At 36.6% G+C, this 16063-nt stretch carries 14 protein-coding genes; 1 reads left to right on the top strand and 13 read right to left on the bottom strand.

Annotated elements, in window-relative coordinates:
- Positions 1–68 precede the first annotated feature (68 nt).
- The 6 genes from J6O61_RS12940 to J6O61_RS12915 form a co-directional block, all read right to left on the bottom strand.
- Positions 69–893: a flagellin N-terminal helical domain-containing protein gene (locus tag J6O61_RS12940; protein ID WP_292213987.1), complete on the bottom strand. Its 825-nt coding sequence runs from the start codon at positions 891–893 to the stop codon at positions 69–71.
- A gap of 155 nt (positions 894–1048) precedes the next feature.
- Positions 1049–1879 carry a glycosyltransferase family 2 protein gene (locus tag J6O61_RS12935; RefSeq protein ID WP_292213985.1) on the bottom strand — a complete coding sequence of 277 codons (831 nt, stop codon included), beginning with the start codon at positions 1877–1879 and terminating at the stop codon, positions 1049–1051.
- 68 nt (positions 1880–1947) lie between these two features.
- Positions 1948–2427 (bottom strand): flagellar protein FliT, encoded by a 480-nt coding sequence (locus J6O61_RS12930; RefSeq protein ID WP_292213982.1) that lies wholly within the window; start codon positions 2425–2427, stop codon positions 1948–1950.
- A 12-nt stretch (positions 2428–2439) separates the two neighbouring features.
- A complete protein-coding gene (fliS, locus tag J6O61_RS12925) occupies positions 2440–2841 on the bottom strand; it encodes a flagellar export chaperone FliS (protein WP_292213979.1) in 402 nt (133 codons plus the stop codon).
- Positions 2842–2871: 30 nt separating this feature from the next.
- The gene (gene fliD, locus J6O61_RS12920) at positions 2872–4383 is read right to left on the bottom strand and encodes a flagellar filament capping protein FliD (RefSeq protein ID WP_292213976.1); all 1512 of its coding nucleotides are present in this window, start codon (positions 4381–4383) and stop codon (positions 2872–2874) included.
- A 64-nt stretch (positions 4384–4447) separates the two neighbouring features.
- A complete protein-coding gene (locus tag J6O61_RS12915; RefSeq protein WP_292213973.1) occupies positions 4448–4927 on the bottom strand; it encodes a flagellar protein FlaG in 480 nt (159 codons plus the stop codon).
- Positions 4928–5191: 264 nt separating this feature from the next.
- On the opposite strand from J6O61_RS12915, the gene J6O61_RS12910 reads away from it, so the two are divergent.
- Positions 5192–6649 carry a glycosyltransferase gene (locus J6O61_RS12910; protein ID WP_292213970.1) on the top strand — a complete coding sequence of 486 codons (1458 nt, stop codon included), beginning with the start codon at positions 5192–5194 and terminating at the stop codon, positions 6647–6649.
- 188 nt (positions 6650–6837) lie between these two features.
- Here J6O61_RS12910 and J6O61_RS12905 read toward each other — a convergent pair whose 3' ends face one another.
- The 7 genes from J6O61_RS12905 to flgK form a co-directional block, all read right to left on the bottom strand.
- Positions 6838–8040, bottom strand: a complete 1203-nt coding sequence (locus J6O61_RS12905) for a glycosyltransferase family protein (protein WP_292213967.1) — start codon at positions 8038–8040, stop codon at positions 6838–6840.
- A 62-nt stretch (positions 8041–8102) separates the two neighbouring features.
- Positions 8103–9179 (bottom strand): hypothetical protein, encoded by a 1077-nt coding sequence (locus J6O61_RS12900; protein ID WP_292213964.1) that lies wholly within the window; start codon positions 9177–9179, stop codon positions 8103–8105.
- 155 nt (positions 9180–9334) lie between these two features.
- Entirely contained in the window at positions 9335–9550 is a 216-nt protein-coding gene (gene csrA / locus J6O61_RS12895; protein ID WP_292213961.1) for a carbon storage regulator CsrA, read from the bottom strand.
- Between the two features lie 76 nt (positions 9551–9626).
- Positions 9627–10082 carry a flagellar assembly protein FliW gene (gene fliW / locus J6O61_RS12890; RefSeq protein ID WP_292213958.1) on the bottom strand — a complete coding sequence of 152 codons (456 nt, stop codon included), beginning with the start codon at positions 10080–10082 and terminating at the stop codon, positions 9627–9629.
- A gap of 142 nt (positions 10083–10224) precedes the next feature.
- A complete protein-coding gene (locus J6O61_RS12885; RefSeq protein ID WP_292213955.1) occupies positions 10225–12342 on the bottom strand; it encodes a flagellin N-terminal helical domain-containing protein in 2118 nt (705 codons plus the stop codon).
- Positions 12343–12358: 16 nt separating this feature from the next.
- Entirely contained in the window at positions 12359–14281 is a 1923-nt protein-coding gene (locus J6O61_RS12880) for a flagellar hook-associated protein FlgK (protein WP_292213951.1), read from the bottom strand.
- Between the two features lie 77 nt (positions 14282–14358).
- The gene (gene flgK / locus J6O61_RS12875) at positions 14359–16017 is read right to left on the bottom strand and encodes a flagellar hook-associated protein FlgK (RefSeq protein ID WP_292213949.1); all 1659 of its coding nucleotides are present in this window, start codon (positions 16015–16017) and stop codon (positions 14359–14361) included.
- Positions 16018–16063 lie beyond the last annotated feature (46 nt).

Below are 16063 nucleotides of genomic sequence, written 5' to 3'. Positions count from 1 at the left end.
AAAGTATTAATTTCTTCTCGAAAAAAGAACCTTGAGAAAATCCCAAGGCTCTTTAGTAAAATATTATATTATTGAAGTAGTGACAAAACTCCCTGATTTGTCTGATTTGCCTGAGCAAGCATTGACTGACCAGCCTGTGCCAAAATATTGTTATTTGAATATCTAACCATTTCAGCGGCCATGTCGGTATCACGAATCTGTGATTCTGCTGCAACTGTATTCTCATTTACATTATCAAGATTCTTGATAGTATGCTCAAGTCTGTTCTGAACAGCACCAAGATCTGCTCTCTGACTTGAAATTGATGTCAGAGCAGTTTTAATTGTATCTATTGCTGATCTTCCAAGAGAACCATCCGTACCTGTCACCTTAAGGTTAGATACGCCAATAGTATCCGCACTCATATTTACAATTGATATCTTAATATAATCATTAGGTGACTGATCTGCCCCGACCTGAATCTCCTTATTGGTAAAGGTTCCGTCAAGCAGATATGTATCATTAAATTTAGTTGTTGTAGCTGTACGGGTAATTTCTGAAATAAGATTGTCAACTTCCTGCTGAATATAGTGACGATCCTGACTCTGAAGAGTATCTGTTCCGGCCTTAGTTGCAAGTTCATCCATTCTCTGAAGCATATCGTGAACTTCAATCAGCGCTCCTTCAGCTGTCTGTACTGCTGAAATACCATCCTGGGCATTTACCGAAGCCTGTGTAAGCCCTCTGATCTGTCGTCTCATTTTTTCAGAGATTGCAAGGCCTGCTGCATCATCTGCTGCTCTGTTAATTCTGTAACCGGATGAAAGTTTTTCACTCGACTTAGCCTGATTGTCTGTTGTAATGCCGAGCTGTCTCTGTGCATTCATTGCAGTGATATTGTGTTGTACTACCATTTGAAATTCCTCCATGAACGGGCGCCGCATCCATGCTACTATCCGTTTATTTTTCTCAGCGCTGTTGGACTCCCTTCCATGGCTGCATTACTATTGTCTTTACATTACTAATATCGGCTCTTTTTTTATTAACTTAACCTCAATTTAACTTTTTTTCATTTTTTATAAAAAAAATGATTAATTATTTCATTTGCCTTTTCAATATTCCCTTCAAATCTTGCTTTTTCTTTAATAGAATTAAGATACACATCCAAAATCCCTATATCTGCAAGCTCACTCTCATATTTAGAAAGAATAGCACATCTTGCAACATAGTAAGAGTTGCCTTGTACTGACAGACGATCCGGTCTTATGGCAGCATCAACAGACACAAGTATTTCATCTAAATATCCAATTTTTCCGATTATGGAAAGTCTTACTGCCAAGTCCCAGTCCTCTAGCGCAGGTAACGATGTATCGAATCCACCTATCTGCAAAAAAACTTTTTTCTTCATAAGAATAGTTGGCGTACCAATTGTATTTTGGTTTAAAAGATACAAAAACGTTTCTTGTCCGTATTCACTACTGCTAATAGGTTCTACCGGAGCTTTAATAAACTTTTTATCGTTAAGATTTTCTTTCATGGCATAGGCACAATACACCAAAATATCATCTTCATGTTCATTCCAATATTCCATTTGCCTCTGTAATTTATCCTCATGCCACAAGTCATCACTATCGTTAAATGCTATGACATCATATCTTGAATGTTCAACTCCAAAATTTCTGGCATATGCTACTCCGTGATTACTTTTTAGTCTATAATACCTTAATCTTATATCTGAAAAATCATTAAAAAGAATCTCTGTCCCATCTTCGGAACCATCATCCACCACTATAACCTCAAGATTACGGTAAGTCTGATTTAATACACTATTTACAGAATTTAATATATAGTTTTTACGATTAAAGGTAGGAATGATAACACTAATTCCATCATTTAGCATAATACTACCTCACATTTTCAAACTTAAGAAGGCTATTGCAATAAAACAATGCAACAGCCTTCAGTTTCTTAATTTTTGTTATCCATAAACTGTGGAGGAATATCCTTAAAATTATTCATCGTTCTGTAATAGTTGAATGCAGCTGCAGATGTCTTTCTGCTATAGTTCATTTTTCTCCTGGCTGCACTAAAATACTCCTCTGCCAGTTTTTTATTTCTGCGCTCCTTTACTTCTATTGAAGCGCTTTTTGAAGTAATTGTCTTTATATGATCCTGCATTCGTTGTATCTGGTCTTTATGTTCCATCTTGCTTTCTTGAAGTGATGCTTTTACTTCGTCAAAAAGTGATTGGAATCCATCATCCAAATGAAGAAGCTTATCAATAAGTTCTCCCTTTTCATCAAGAGTTTCATCAAATTCCTTGTCATCAACCAACTCAGGATTTTTTAGGATTTCCTCCTGCTTATTATTTAGTTCCTCAATTTTTTCCATGACTTCTATCTTTTTTATAAGACTATCTTCCAAAATATCAAGACTTGTTGAAACCATCATTACCCCCGTTTATGCTTCTTTCACATATACATTATTCCTTTTCATCACTTCAATCCAGTTATCTCTTATAGCATGCATGTGACCATTAATTTCAGTGACTATCTCTTTATCTTTTGTCATATTGGCCTCTACCAGCCTTCTGTCAATGTATGAATACATATTCTCAAAGTCTTGAGCAACGGGATATTTCATATCCAGCGTATTTCTGAGATAATCTATTATTTTTTCAGTTTTAATAATATTCTCATGAGCCTTTTGAAGATCACCTTTTTCAATAGCAAATTCAGCAATATTTAAAAACTTAATAGTCCCGTCATATAACATAAGTGTGAGTTCCGGGGCAGTTGCACTCATTATCTTATTGTTTTTATATTGAGCATAAGCTTTTTGCTGTGGGCTGATTACTGGCATATTTTATCCTCTCATTCTTGTATTCTATTATTAGTTTGCTCCAAACATACTGGATAAAGATCCGCTGGAGCCATTTATTTTAGCTAAAGCTTTTTCCATCGCAGCATATTTGCTATATAACTTATCCTGAGCAGCAGTCAGCGCTTCCTCCGCATCCGATATCTTGGTATTATATGCGCTGTACTGACTTGCCATAAGTTTGTCTTCATAGATAGTGAATGAACTGCTGTACTCAGTTCCTCTCATAAGATCCGACATTTTGCTGTACATCGACCTTGAAAATTCGATGAAAAATCCCTGTACTGCTTCAGGATCAGAAGAAATAAATGCTTTAAGAATATCAGTATTTCCACTTGTAAGTGAATCATCCGTATCGCCGTCAATATGAAGAGCATCCCTCTCATTTTCATCTGTAGCAAAATAACTGCCTGTACCTATTCCAAAATCAGAAAGGAACATCTTCTTCACGGTTCCATCCTTTAATGTTACATCAACTCCGGCTGTTGTAATACTCTTTAAACCACTTCTTACACTCGCTATAGTTTCGTCTCCGCTAAGAAGCCCTTCCTTTATTTTGGTTTCCCATTCTTCAACTTCATCATCGGACATTTCTTCTTTTTGATCATCAGTGAGCATCTTATACTTAGTTGCTTTGTCAGCATTGTATGCTGTAGCAAACTCCTTCATAAGATCGTTGTACTCTTTAAGCAATTTCTTTATATTGTCATATACGCCACTTGTATCCTGTTTTGTACTCAATGTTATTCCAGAGGCAACTTCATTTGCAGTAATAGTTAAACCATTTATTTCAAATGTATTGGTATCACTTGTATAGGTAACCCCGTTTAGTTCAATTTTCGCATTGGTTCCTTCGACATAGTTAGCGCTGTTAAAGCCTAGTGCACTAGAAAGTGTTGATGATACAGCCTCAAAATTATTTCCTGCTCCGGCATTTTTAGCAGACACGAAAAATCTGTTGTTGTTCTCATCGTAATTAAAGTTTAGACTTGTTCCGGTTTCAGAAGAGGTAGCTGCTTTTAACTTATAAAGAACATTCTCAATCGTATCTGTTGAATCAACACTTACCGATAAAATATCAGTATCACTACCGCCAATTTTAAACTCAATGGTGCTTGTTTCAGTTACCCCAAGTTCAGACATTGTAGTAGTTTTTGTTGCCCCGCTTCCATCTGTTGCAGTAACGCTGTCACCAGTCAAAAAAGCAGATGTTGCCAAAGATTTTATGTTTAAGGTCTGGTTTGCATTCATCGCACTATCACCTGTTATAACAGTTACAGCTGATGAATTTGAGGCAGTTGTAGTCTTCTTTGTATATGCAGTTGAAAAGCGCATATTTGCAAGTGTTCCATTATAGAATGCAGTAGCCTTTTTATTAAGTTCTTTCCACTTGTCCTGTTTCCAAGTCAGTTTTTTCTGATTATTCTTATTGGTATCTACCTTGTCCTGATAGCGCTGCGTCAAAGCAGTTATGATACTTTCTGTATCAAGTCCTGAATTCATTCCTGTTATTCTGATTGGCATATTCGTTCTCCTTTCTCAATCCGTGAGCCTGTTGCATGGAAATCCATTTCCAACATCATAAAACTTATCTCTTTTCATCCACCATGATTCCGGCAATTTCCCAAACCTTTGCAATCATATCAAGTGTCTCTTCCGGTGGAAATTCTTTGATGACCTTTTTCGTCTCTTTATCGATCATTTTTATTGTAACTCTGTTTGTTTTTTCATGAATCCCAAATACCGCCTCTGCACTTGATTTGGCGTTGTTAGTCATCTCTGAAATGGCTTTTTTTATTTTTTCATTATCTGCCTGTATTTGCTCTTCTGTTGCCTCCAGATGTTCACGCCCTTTTGAATAGCCTAAGTTTCCACTTTGAGAATCACTTTTAGAACTGCCTGAATTATCACTAGCCTCCACCTTAAGTTCAACATTTTGAAATGCATTACTCACTTCAGAATCTGCTATCTCAGAACGCGACTGACTCTGATCCTGAATCTGTGTTTTCACCTGCGGCTGAGTCTGCTGCACAAGCGGACTAAAGCCATTAATAGCATCCATTCCCATGACTACACCTCCAAAATAAACAAGGTAATCAACCTCTATATGTGCCTGTAAAATTCATTAGTTATCGAACTTATTTATCACATCTTATATCGGTTAATCCTCCTTTTTATTTATATGCCTAAGATATAAAAATTGAGATTTAATAAAAATTTAATAATTAAACAATCAAAACTATGATAAAAATAACTTGAAGTTGGTTTTTGTGCCATAAACTGATAGAATAATAATGTAATATAGCATATCAAAATAGCAAGGGGAAAAAATTTGATTATTGACTTTATTTTTTTTGTAGGTGGAAAAAGCGGCTTTGAGCTGGCACTTAACAGAACTGCTGATTATTTATCAAAACATTGTCATACTGTACGTTTTTTTCAACTAAAAAAAACCGGGATCAACTGGGCCACAAAAAATGCACTTTTCACTTGCTTTAACTTTGGATCTGACATAAACATTGAAATAAGTTCCAAATATTATGCTGAATATATTTATAATCATAACATTCCTGACGTTATTATTGCATCAGGCATGCCCGCGATAATATATGTTGCCAAAAAGGCTTTAATAAAACTATCAATATCCACTTGTCCAATCATTTGTTGGCCTCATAGTGACATTTACTTCTACGATGATGATGTTAACAATACCATCAATGCCATAAAACTGTCAGATATTATTTTTTCAATGAGTGATAAAATTGCTGATACAATTGAAGATCATGGTGTAAATAAGGTTTTATATAGAGTTAATAACACTATAGAAATCAAAAACCTAGTATACTCAAAGTCAAGAAAGTCTAATAAATTCGCCTATGTAGGAAGACTTTCCAAAGAAAAAAATATTCCTTTGATCCTCAAATCACTAGCTCTTGTAAAACATAATATATCATTGACCATTATTGGTGATGGTCCGGAAAAGGACACCCTTTGCCAACTATGTGATACTCTTGGAATTACAGATAGAGTTTTTTTTACAGGATGGGTAGACAATCCCTGGGCTATTACTTCTGAATACAGAGGGCTTATATTTTCAAGCTGTGATTCAATTGAAGGGTCACCGCTTACTTGTATTGAAGCATTATCATGTGGTCTACCGGTAATCAGTACTCCTGTAGCTACAATTCCAGAAATTATTTCCCATGGAGTTAACGGCTACATTTACCCTTTTGATGATCCGGATGCCCTTTCAGATATTTTAGACAAAATAGTAACAGAGGATTTCAATCCTTCAACTTCAGAAGCCTGCCGACAATCTGTTGCAGATTTTATGCCTGAAGTTGCTCTGTGGGACTTTATGTGCAAAACCATAGCATCAAGCCGTCTTATTGGGCTTCCTCAAAGAAATTGGAAGGATAAAGATAAAAGACTGATAAAAAGTAAAGCATCTGTACTGATATCTAATGTGGGAATTTCAGATTCTTTTTTCATAAAGCAGTTGAATAGCTTGTGCAAGCAATCTATTGAACCTCGCTATTATGAAATTGTTATTATTTACTCAAAAAGTTCAGAAGATACAGCAAGCCGAGTTCACGATTATGAATCAATTCATCCTGACAACATTATTCTCATAGAACTTACGGAAACATCAATAGATAAAAAAGAAGCATACGAAATTGGACTTACGTATGCCTCCGGCGATATGTTATTTTCACTTGAAAATATAGATTATATATTATCATCTCATCAAGTTGAAAACTGGTACATGGATAAAATTTGCAGTCTTTAGAATTATTCAGCTGATCGCACTCTTATCTTGACGTTTTCATTACATCAGCATATTGCTTCCAATTTTATGATTTCAAATCTTAGAATAATGCCGTAAAAAATGAATTCCAATAGGACATTATACTATTTTTGTTGTTTTTGTACTTGTTTGCCCCAAAATAATCTTTTACCTCATCCTTCACTAAACTCTTATACTTCCGTTCCACCTTCATCAAGTATTATAGGCAGTAGCTTTGTATAGGCAAACTTCTCAAAAACCTTTCTCTGCCCATTTAGCGCAATCTGTTTTCTCTCCTCATCATGCTCAAGATAGTATGCAGTCTTTTGAATCATATCATCCGGAGTATATGCCATAACCAGATCAGTCCCATCTTCAAAAAACTCCGCAATTTCAGCCTGATAATTGGTAATAAGAAATCCGCCTGCTGCCAGAATATCAAGAACTCTGAGGGGAACTCCCGAAATAATTGATCTGAGAGTGATGTTTAAATTAACTTTGCTTCTATGAAAAACTCTCGGCATCTTCTCTGTATAGGATGCAATTCCAAGGTTACACACTCCATCAATTGGTTTTGTCCCGGGCATGGTATAAAGAACGGTATCAAAACGCTTTCCCATTTCTGCAAGAATATCATAGCGCTCATTAACAGTAACTTTCTTACGCAATATGTCAATCATTACATTGTCGTAGTCAATTTCATAATTGCCGGAATTTTCAAAGTTAATATATTTTCTTAGTTCCTTTAACTTTTCCTGTGGATAAATTGATTCTACAGTAAAAAAATCCTGTCCAAAAACCTGCTCCTGAGCCTTGATAATTGCGTCAGTATAACCTTTTAATTCAGGAGGAAGAAAGCCTACCTGATCGTAGAAATTAAACTCATTATCATAAAGATTTCCCAAAAAACTCACATCATGCTCATAGATGATTTCGCCTTCGGTCTCTTCATCAAGACTTTTGCACAGTTCAGTTAATCTCTTGTCATTGACACCAAGTGGTGAATATCTTACGGTAGAAACTCCCTTCCCCAGCATTTTCTTATAGAGCACAGAATCAAAAACAAATATCCTGTTCACCGGGTTATTGGTAACATGAGAGTCCAGCGTATAGTGAGGGCAGTCAAACACCCAGCTCACATAGGACATTTCGTATTTTTGGCATGCCTCTGAGATATTCGGAAAAAAGTCAAAGCTAAATAAGAGGTCATAGAATTTTCTGCCATCATCGCCTTTTTTCTCACACAGACCTCTAATCTTCTCATCCATCTCCTGTGTCAGGTCAAATCCATGCATATCAAGCTTAAACACGTCAACCTGATGTCCAAGCCTTCTCATTGCATCCCTGCAATCCTCGCCATTAAATTCGTCCCAATCATAATAAAGAATTCGCATATGTGCACTCCGCGCAATAATCATTTAAAGCTACATAAACGTTCTATTATTAACATAATTCTCTATATTTTAAGGGTTCTTAGCCTATTCTTAAACATATCTTTTATTTCAACTCTATCACCAAACCAATCATAATCTATCTCTTTGATCTGATTTAACCCTATCTTTTCAACAGCCTCAAGCGCTGCCTGTTTTTGTGATATGTGCCTTGGCAAAGTGGTTTGGCACAATGCTCCGTCAATATTGTCATAGGATTTAAATGATTGATTGAAATCCATAAGATCATGCAATCTAATTATACTTCCGGTATTATTATCTACCAAAAAGCCCCAATTCTCCCAATGCCTGTCAATATTGCCAATCAGATAATCCAAAATATTCATCATATAATAGCCATTAGCATCAATCTTTATTATTTCTTCTATTGGATCAACTTCATGATTAGCCGCATATATATCGAAAGCAGCGCGTGTTACAATACTATTTGACAAATCTGTGATAATTTTGCAGGAAGAAACTATTTCTCCATCAAATTCATCAAGTGAATAGGTTACCTGATTACAATTAAAACAATTACAGATTTTACTTGCCAAAACTTCATTTTTGACGTTATCAATTGAACCGTCTTTCAAAAGATAAAAACCATCATCTTTTCTTAACCACGCTTTTGGAAAAACTCCACCGGTTGAGATATTGTCTGCTATAAGGTAAGAATTCTCTACTGTCATGGCTTTACCGCGTAAAGAAATATCCACAAACGCATTGCTAAGATGATTATCATATAAATTTATGTCAGAAAAGCTTACATCTTCTTCGTCTTTTTTTACCCAATATATATCAGTAAGCGTGAGACAATGATATGTAAGTGCTATTTGAGCTCTATCTCTATCAGTTTTCCCCTGTGAAGCCCCTATACTATTTAATATTTCTTTGGCATATTGGCGATCAAGAGTAAGTACCCTATTTGCGCACCAATAATTAAAGTTGGTGATATTGTTTACATAGGTATCAATATCATCATCTTCATCAAACCACAGATCATATGGCATAAACTGAGGCTCAACAACCTTTGCCTTTCCATTTTTATCCATGGTAGCAATTATGTTTTCACCATGCATTATGCAATAAGTAATAGGCATCCTCCATTATCTCCCTGTTGTCAATTTTTTCCCTTTTCTTTTGCCTTATCCAAACTTATCAATCTTTATATTAGTATAGCCGAATTGGCAACAGCATACAAAAAAATTTCCCACTCTCATTTGCATGTAGAGAATGGGATTACAATTCACTTTTATCACAACAATTTCTTAAGTTCTTCAATTCCGGCAACATCCGTTGCTTCTTTATTCTCATTCTGAATCTGGATATAGACTTCTTTTCTGTAAATCGGGATTTCCTTTGGAGCAGAGATTCCCAGCTTTATCTGATCACCTCTTATATCCAAAACTGTAATCTCGATATTATTGTTAATGATGATTGCTTCATTCTTTTTTCTTGATAATGCTAACATTCGCTATCCCTCCATGGTTTTGTAGTTTTGCAGGTTTTAATTCTCCCCACCCTGCTATTATTTTAAGTAGCTAAAATCATGCCTTTTCTTTATTTTTTTGAATAATATCGTAAATAGGGAACTTCACCGGATATTCGTCATTATCAATAATTGTCTGGGAAGCCTTCATATCTTTTGTGTTAATAATAAAAGGTCCCTTTAGATTGACTGTCATCTTGGTAAGATCATGCGGAACAGTAACAGTAACAAGAACCAGCATATCCTGCTCATCAACTTCTTTAAGATATTCCAGCTCATTCTTATCTACCATTGGCTTGTAGTCCGGGCAAACAACAAGAGGATCTATAACAGGCATGGCAAAATTCGGCTCATCAACAGACTGAAGCCATTTTATAGTATTTGATCCCTGCTCCTCATCGTACATCAGAGTAAATTTCTTAAGGTCCGGAAATCCTATGATACCGTTAGGAAAAACAATTATTTTGCTGTCATCAATTTCAACTTCTCCGAAAATCCTTGTTGTTAATTTCATTATGTAACCTCCATGCTATCATATTTACATATGTATATTGGTGTCACGATGATAAAGATTTCTCTCCTATCACCATTAATTATATACGTTATTTCGTTGCGCCGCCACAAATAATTGTATTTACCCGAAATATTCTGCTTCATTAGATATAATTCATCAGACTTGTCTGACTTATCTTGCCTGTAGCCATAAGACTCGCCTCATATGTAACCTGAGCTGAAGTAAGGTGCGTGATTGTTTCTGCAAGGTCAGCATCTTCATTTTCTGACTTTAAAGTCTTAAATGTAGTTGTCTGTCCCATAAGTCTTGTACTTATAAGATCAAGTCGTTTTGACCTGGTTCCATTATCTGTAACTGCTATATTAGCTGTATCCAAGGCTTTCTGCATAGAAGTAATCTTATGCTCAAACTCTTCCTGAAGCTGACTTCGGAAATAATTATAAGACTTCTCTGCAGCACTTATCTCCTTTTTAATATTATTGTATTCGTCTGTATCCTTTGTTTCTGCCGCAAGCTTTCCTTCCAAAGTAGTTATAGTTCCGTCAATTTGCTTTAATTTATTCAGAATACTGTTTAAATCATCAATATCTCTTTTGACATCGGTAGTAAACACTGCATCTGCCGTAGTATTAACTACTACAGACTGCGCAAATCCAACATCATAAGCTATCGTATGAGCTGCTGAACCTTTGTTATAAAGTATCTGCTTATCCTCACCGTTTGTATCCTGATAATTGTAGGTGCAATTAAAGAGATTTTCAGGTCTTATATCTCCTGATTCCCATTCTTTTTTGTCATATACAACATCCATACTGTTGGCATTTATAATATCCGGAAGTACAGATAGTTTGTCCTGCAGATACCCATTTAAAAGAACTTCTCCTGTAGCTGCGTTGAGATATGCTACGGCTGTTTCAGAAGTGTCTTCTGAAAGAGTTGTATATATAGCATCTATCTCTTCCTCAGATGTTGTGGAATATATGATATTGTCTGTCGGAATTTCCAGACTATACTCCTTATAGGATGAATGTATACTGCCGTTAGATGTAACATTTACCACAACATTGCTGGCGGTACCATTATCTTCAGCTGTGGATGTTGTTGTTTTTACAGTATATGTCCCGTCACTGTTGACTGTAGCTACATGAGCATCATCAAGGGTAATAGAATATGTCTGCCCAATAACCGCTAAAAGAGGTATTGTCACAGATGTCTGAGTCCCTGCTGTGCCATTTGTATAAGTAATTGTGCTTTCACTTACTGAACCGATAGCTGTTGATGCAGACTGAATATAGTCTGTAGTTGAATTTTCCTCATCATATACACCATTTGCCGTAAGTGCAATTGTACAACTATTTCCGTCTCCATCTGTAAAATCAATCTTATATGTTCCATCATCATTTTGTGTTGCCGTATATGTTATTCCGTCAATTGTAACTGTCTTGGAAGTAGTATCTGTATCACTGTATGTGTCCAATGGAACTGAGATATATTTAGTTTCTCCGGATGTATTTTTATAAGTGGCATTTATTACATTAACCGTTCCGTTTACAGTACTTGTAGCCGGCTGAGTCAGATCTTCTCTGTATTTCAAAGTCGCAGTATTGCCATCACCTGATATATAATTCAAATTGTCATAGGAAAGTCTTATCCTTCCGATTGTACATTCCGTAATATCACTTTCAACCGGAACTTCCGTAGCAGACGAAAGTGCAGAAGAATCAAGCAGATAATTTCCTAAAACTCTTTTTGAACTTCCCACATCACCTGAATTAAACTCATCATTTATATCTGTATAATCCGAAGTCGTTGTCTTGGAAAAAGAAAGAGCTGTATCTGTTCTATATCCTGTAAAAACGTACCTTCCGGCATAATCCACGTTTCCTGTTGAATAATACTCCTTTGAAAGAGCATCCATCTGGGTGACAATAATTGACAGATCATCCAAAGTAAGATCCATATTTGCACCCTTTGTAGCCTGCTTGACAGCATCAGTAAGCACATCCGTAACAGTTGAAAGAGAATCTGCCGTTACATCAAGCCAGCTCTCTGCATCTTTTGCATTTTTCTCATAGTACTGTGAAAGCTGAGTCACATTACTTCTAAGACGAAGTGCTCTTATTGCGATAACAGGGTCATCTGACGGCCTTGTGATGCGCTTTCCGGTTGACATCATAGCATTCAGCTGATCCTCTGCGACTTTATTATTATTGATATTGTAGAGGGAATTATTCTGCATTATCTTATTTGTTATACGCATCACGAAACCTCCTGTTTTATACTCCGGTCTGTAAAATCAACCTGTCATAAACCTCTGTCAGCGTCTGAATCATTTTCGAAGAAAGATTATATGCATTTTGAAATTTAACAAGATTTGAAGCTTCTTCATCTTCATCAACGCCCGACTCTGAAAGTCTTTGATTTTCTATGGTATTTTCAAGGGCTGTATATGTCTTTTCCAGGGTATCTGAATTATTACGATTCAGTGCTATATCAGCCAGCACTTTGGTCAAAAACTCACCGGAAGTAGCTCCTCTGAATATTTCCTTATTGTTAAACATATCATTTAATTTTGTGAGATTACCAAACTCCGATTCACCCTCGGTTATGTCTGATTTTGTGGCCATTCTGTCTGCATTTTCCAAAACTACAGTATTTACTTCAAAATTTCCTGCAGTTATATTGTAATATCCCTTGTTTTCAGACAGTGAAGTCAGCTCTTCATAGCTATACTGTGCTGCCGAATTGCTACTCATTGATCCGGTCAAAAGATATATACCATCCAGTGAATCTGATGTATAGCCACTTACCATTATCTTATTCACTTCATCAGAAAACTTCCTGATCCATTCATTCATCTGCTCCATATAATATGGTAATCCCTGATAATTATTGTAGTAACCTACAGAAACTGATCTGTTATCATCAGGTATGCTGGTAAGTGAGTCGGGATCAAGCGTAAATGTATAAGTTGAACCACCATCATAACTCCAGCTGTCATATTTATAGAACTTGGCACCTATATGAATCGTTCCGCTTACCGGAAGTGTACATTTTCCCATATCCATAAGGTATGATGATGCGACATCAACCGTTATTGTGCAGGAATCAATTGATTCTACGTTTCCATCCGCATCATATGTAACTCCCTCCGGATTTACACCATTTCCTACTCCGCTGAAATACTGCCCGTTATTTCCATCTCTTATCGCTAAAAGTCCCTGAAGTTCTCCGCCTATAAGTCTTGAATCAAGCGAAAAATCCGCAAGTTCTTTTACATCATCACCATCTTTAAATCTTGAGTTAGCCCACTTTAAATCAAAAAGTCCGCTTATATCGTTTTGATTTACAGCCTCATCTTCCTCTCTAGCCACACAAACCATCTGCTTGTACTCATACATATCTACAAGCTCATAGCTTCCGGCAACCCACACCTGAAATCTGGTTGCGCCTGTATCTCTGTCCGGCTGTGATTCATCGATTACTTTCGATTCTTTTGTTTCAATAGAAACAATTTTTGACAATTCATCAAGAAGTACATCTCTTTTATCTCTGAGATCATTTGCTGTAGTGCCTGTCATTTCTATAGTATTTATCTGCTTATTTATAGAAGCTATCTCAGTTCCTATTGCTGTGATTCTATCTGCACACAGCTTTATTTCTGCATTTACATCTGATTGAAGATTCTGAAGGCTTGTATATACATTGTTAAAATACTCAGTGATACTCTTAACATTTGACACATATGTCGACTTGGTTTCCGTAGTGCCTGCGGCAGTCATTACAGACTGAAGTGAAGCCTGCATCTTGGTAAACAATGTCGAGAAACCTGTTATTCCGTCGTCATCTAAATATTGCTCTATCATTCCATTGTAATAATTCTTTTGAGCAACATTTCCTAACAAGGCTTCATTATTTCTAAACTTGACATCGTAAAAGCTATCACGTATTCGCTCTATTGCTATAGTATCAACACCGGCACCGGCACAGCCATATGTAGTAAATACTCTTAAAGCATTGCTTGCCTGCTGTTCTACTGCCTGTCTTGAGTATCCGTCAGTACTTGCATTTGAAACGTTATTGGCAGTTGTATTAAGAGCTGCATTTGCTGCTCTGAGTCCTGAAGCTGCAATATTAAGACCAAAAAACTGTGATACCATCTCTTTCTCCTCTAATAACTCCAGTTTATTATCTGACATAGTCCGGTTGGATGCGGATACCGTAGCTTGGTAAAATACGCCGCAAGCGGTATCATGCTCCTTTAAAAAAACTAAACTTATGATCCAAGAGTTGTCACCAAATGTTCAAGCATCTCACTTACTACATTGATATATCTGCTTGACGCATTATAAGCATTTTGGAACATTATCATAAATTCCAGTTCCTCATCGCTGGAAACTCCGACGATCTGTTCTCTGGCAGACTCTACCGAAGAAACTGTCTGCTCCTGAGCACTCTTTATGCTGTTATAAACATCTCCTGAATTTGCAACCTGCGACACCAGGCTGTTATAGTAACTTACGAAGCTGTTTTTTGTTGCAACATTTGGATTTAGTGTATATTTTTCAGCGGTAAATGCCGCCTTTAATTTCGTGGTAGTTGCGTTATCTTCACTTCCGTCTATAGTTCTGAAAGTAAACAGCGTAGGATCCTTCAAAAAAAGTGGATTGAGCTGAGTATTGGCAACAGTAAATCCGGTTGTAACCGTTCCTGCCGGATAATCTTCTCCGATGTCATAAATCAGTGTATCTTCCGGATTGGCTACCACAAAAAGTGTGAAATCCGAAGCATCTCCCTTGGTCGGATCAAGAATCGCCGGGTTACTTCCCGCACTCTTCATTATGTCATTTATTGCAGTTGTTATATTGTATATCATCTGATCAAATTCGGCTTCCACATTCATTATGACCGAATTTGCAATACTGCTGTTATAGTAGTCAGTATCTTCACTTATGTCATGGTAGGTGGCATTATGATCACCTCTTGCAAGAAGAACTGATTTAAGCTTACCAATATCAGTATTTATGGCTGTTGATATAGTCTGTGTCAGATCATATACATACGCACCTTCGATAGAGGTTACAACTTTATTGCCATTTTGATCAACTTCTGTCTGTGCAGCATATTCCCAATATGGTGTGGCATAGCCCACGCTGCTTCCAAGTTTTACATCAACACCTATATGGTTGACATGATCGGAAGTAACAAATGATGAGCCTTCAAAAAGAATTGTGACATTTCCAAAGATATCTTCCTGATAATCAATCTTTCCATATGCACCAAGCTTGTCCAGCAAAAGATTTCGCTCATCCCTAAGGTCATTGGCATGTTCCTGTTTACCTGATTCTATCTCGACTATGTCCTCATTAAGCTCTCTTATTCTGTCTCCGATGGAATTTATATCATCAACCATTGTCTGAACTGTTGAATCTAAATTGTCCTGATAAGCAACCAATCCGTCATATACACTTTGTGCTCTTGCAATAAACTCATTGGCTCTTGTTACGAGTGCACTCTGTGTAACTGCAGAACACGGATCCTTATCCAGTTCCTGAACCGCTACCCAAAGATTATTTAAAGTCTGAGCAAACTCATAACCATTCATTTCCTGAAGCTGATCTTCAATTTCTTCAAGCGCTTTGGTGGATATGTCATAAAATTCATATCTACCGCTTTCCAATCTGTATGCTTTATCCAGAAAAACACTTCTTACCTGCTTACAGTTGTTATAATTAACGCCATTGCCTATCTGCGTCCATGATATTCTGTCAGTTCTCGTATCAAGAGTATTATAAAAACTGGTTCCCTGAGAAACCTGCTGTCTGGTAAATCCCACTGTATCCATGTTGGACAAATTATGTGCTGTTGTATTTAATGCATTCTGGGAAGTTGTCAGTCCTGATGCACCGACATATAGATTTGCCATTAAAGCCATATGCTGCCTCCTAAAAAAGGGTACAAAAAAGACACTACCGTTGTTT

Origin of the sequence: Butyrivibrio sp. (assembly GCF_017635265.1) — a bacterium.
Lineage (GTDB): Bacteria > Bacillota > Clostridia > Lachnospirales > Lachnospiraceae > Butyrivibrio.
Note: the sequence above shows the minus strand (reverse complement) of the source record. Positions and strands in the feature narration are given on the sequence as shown.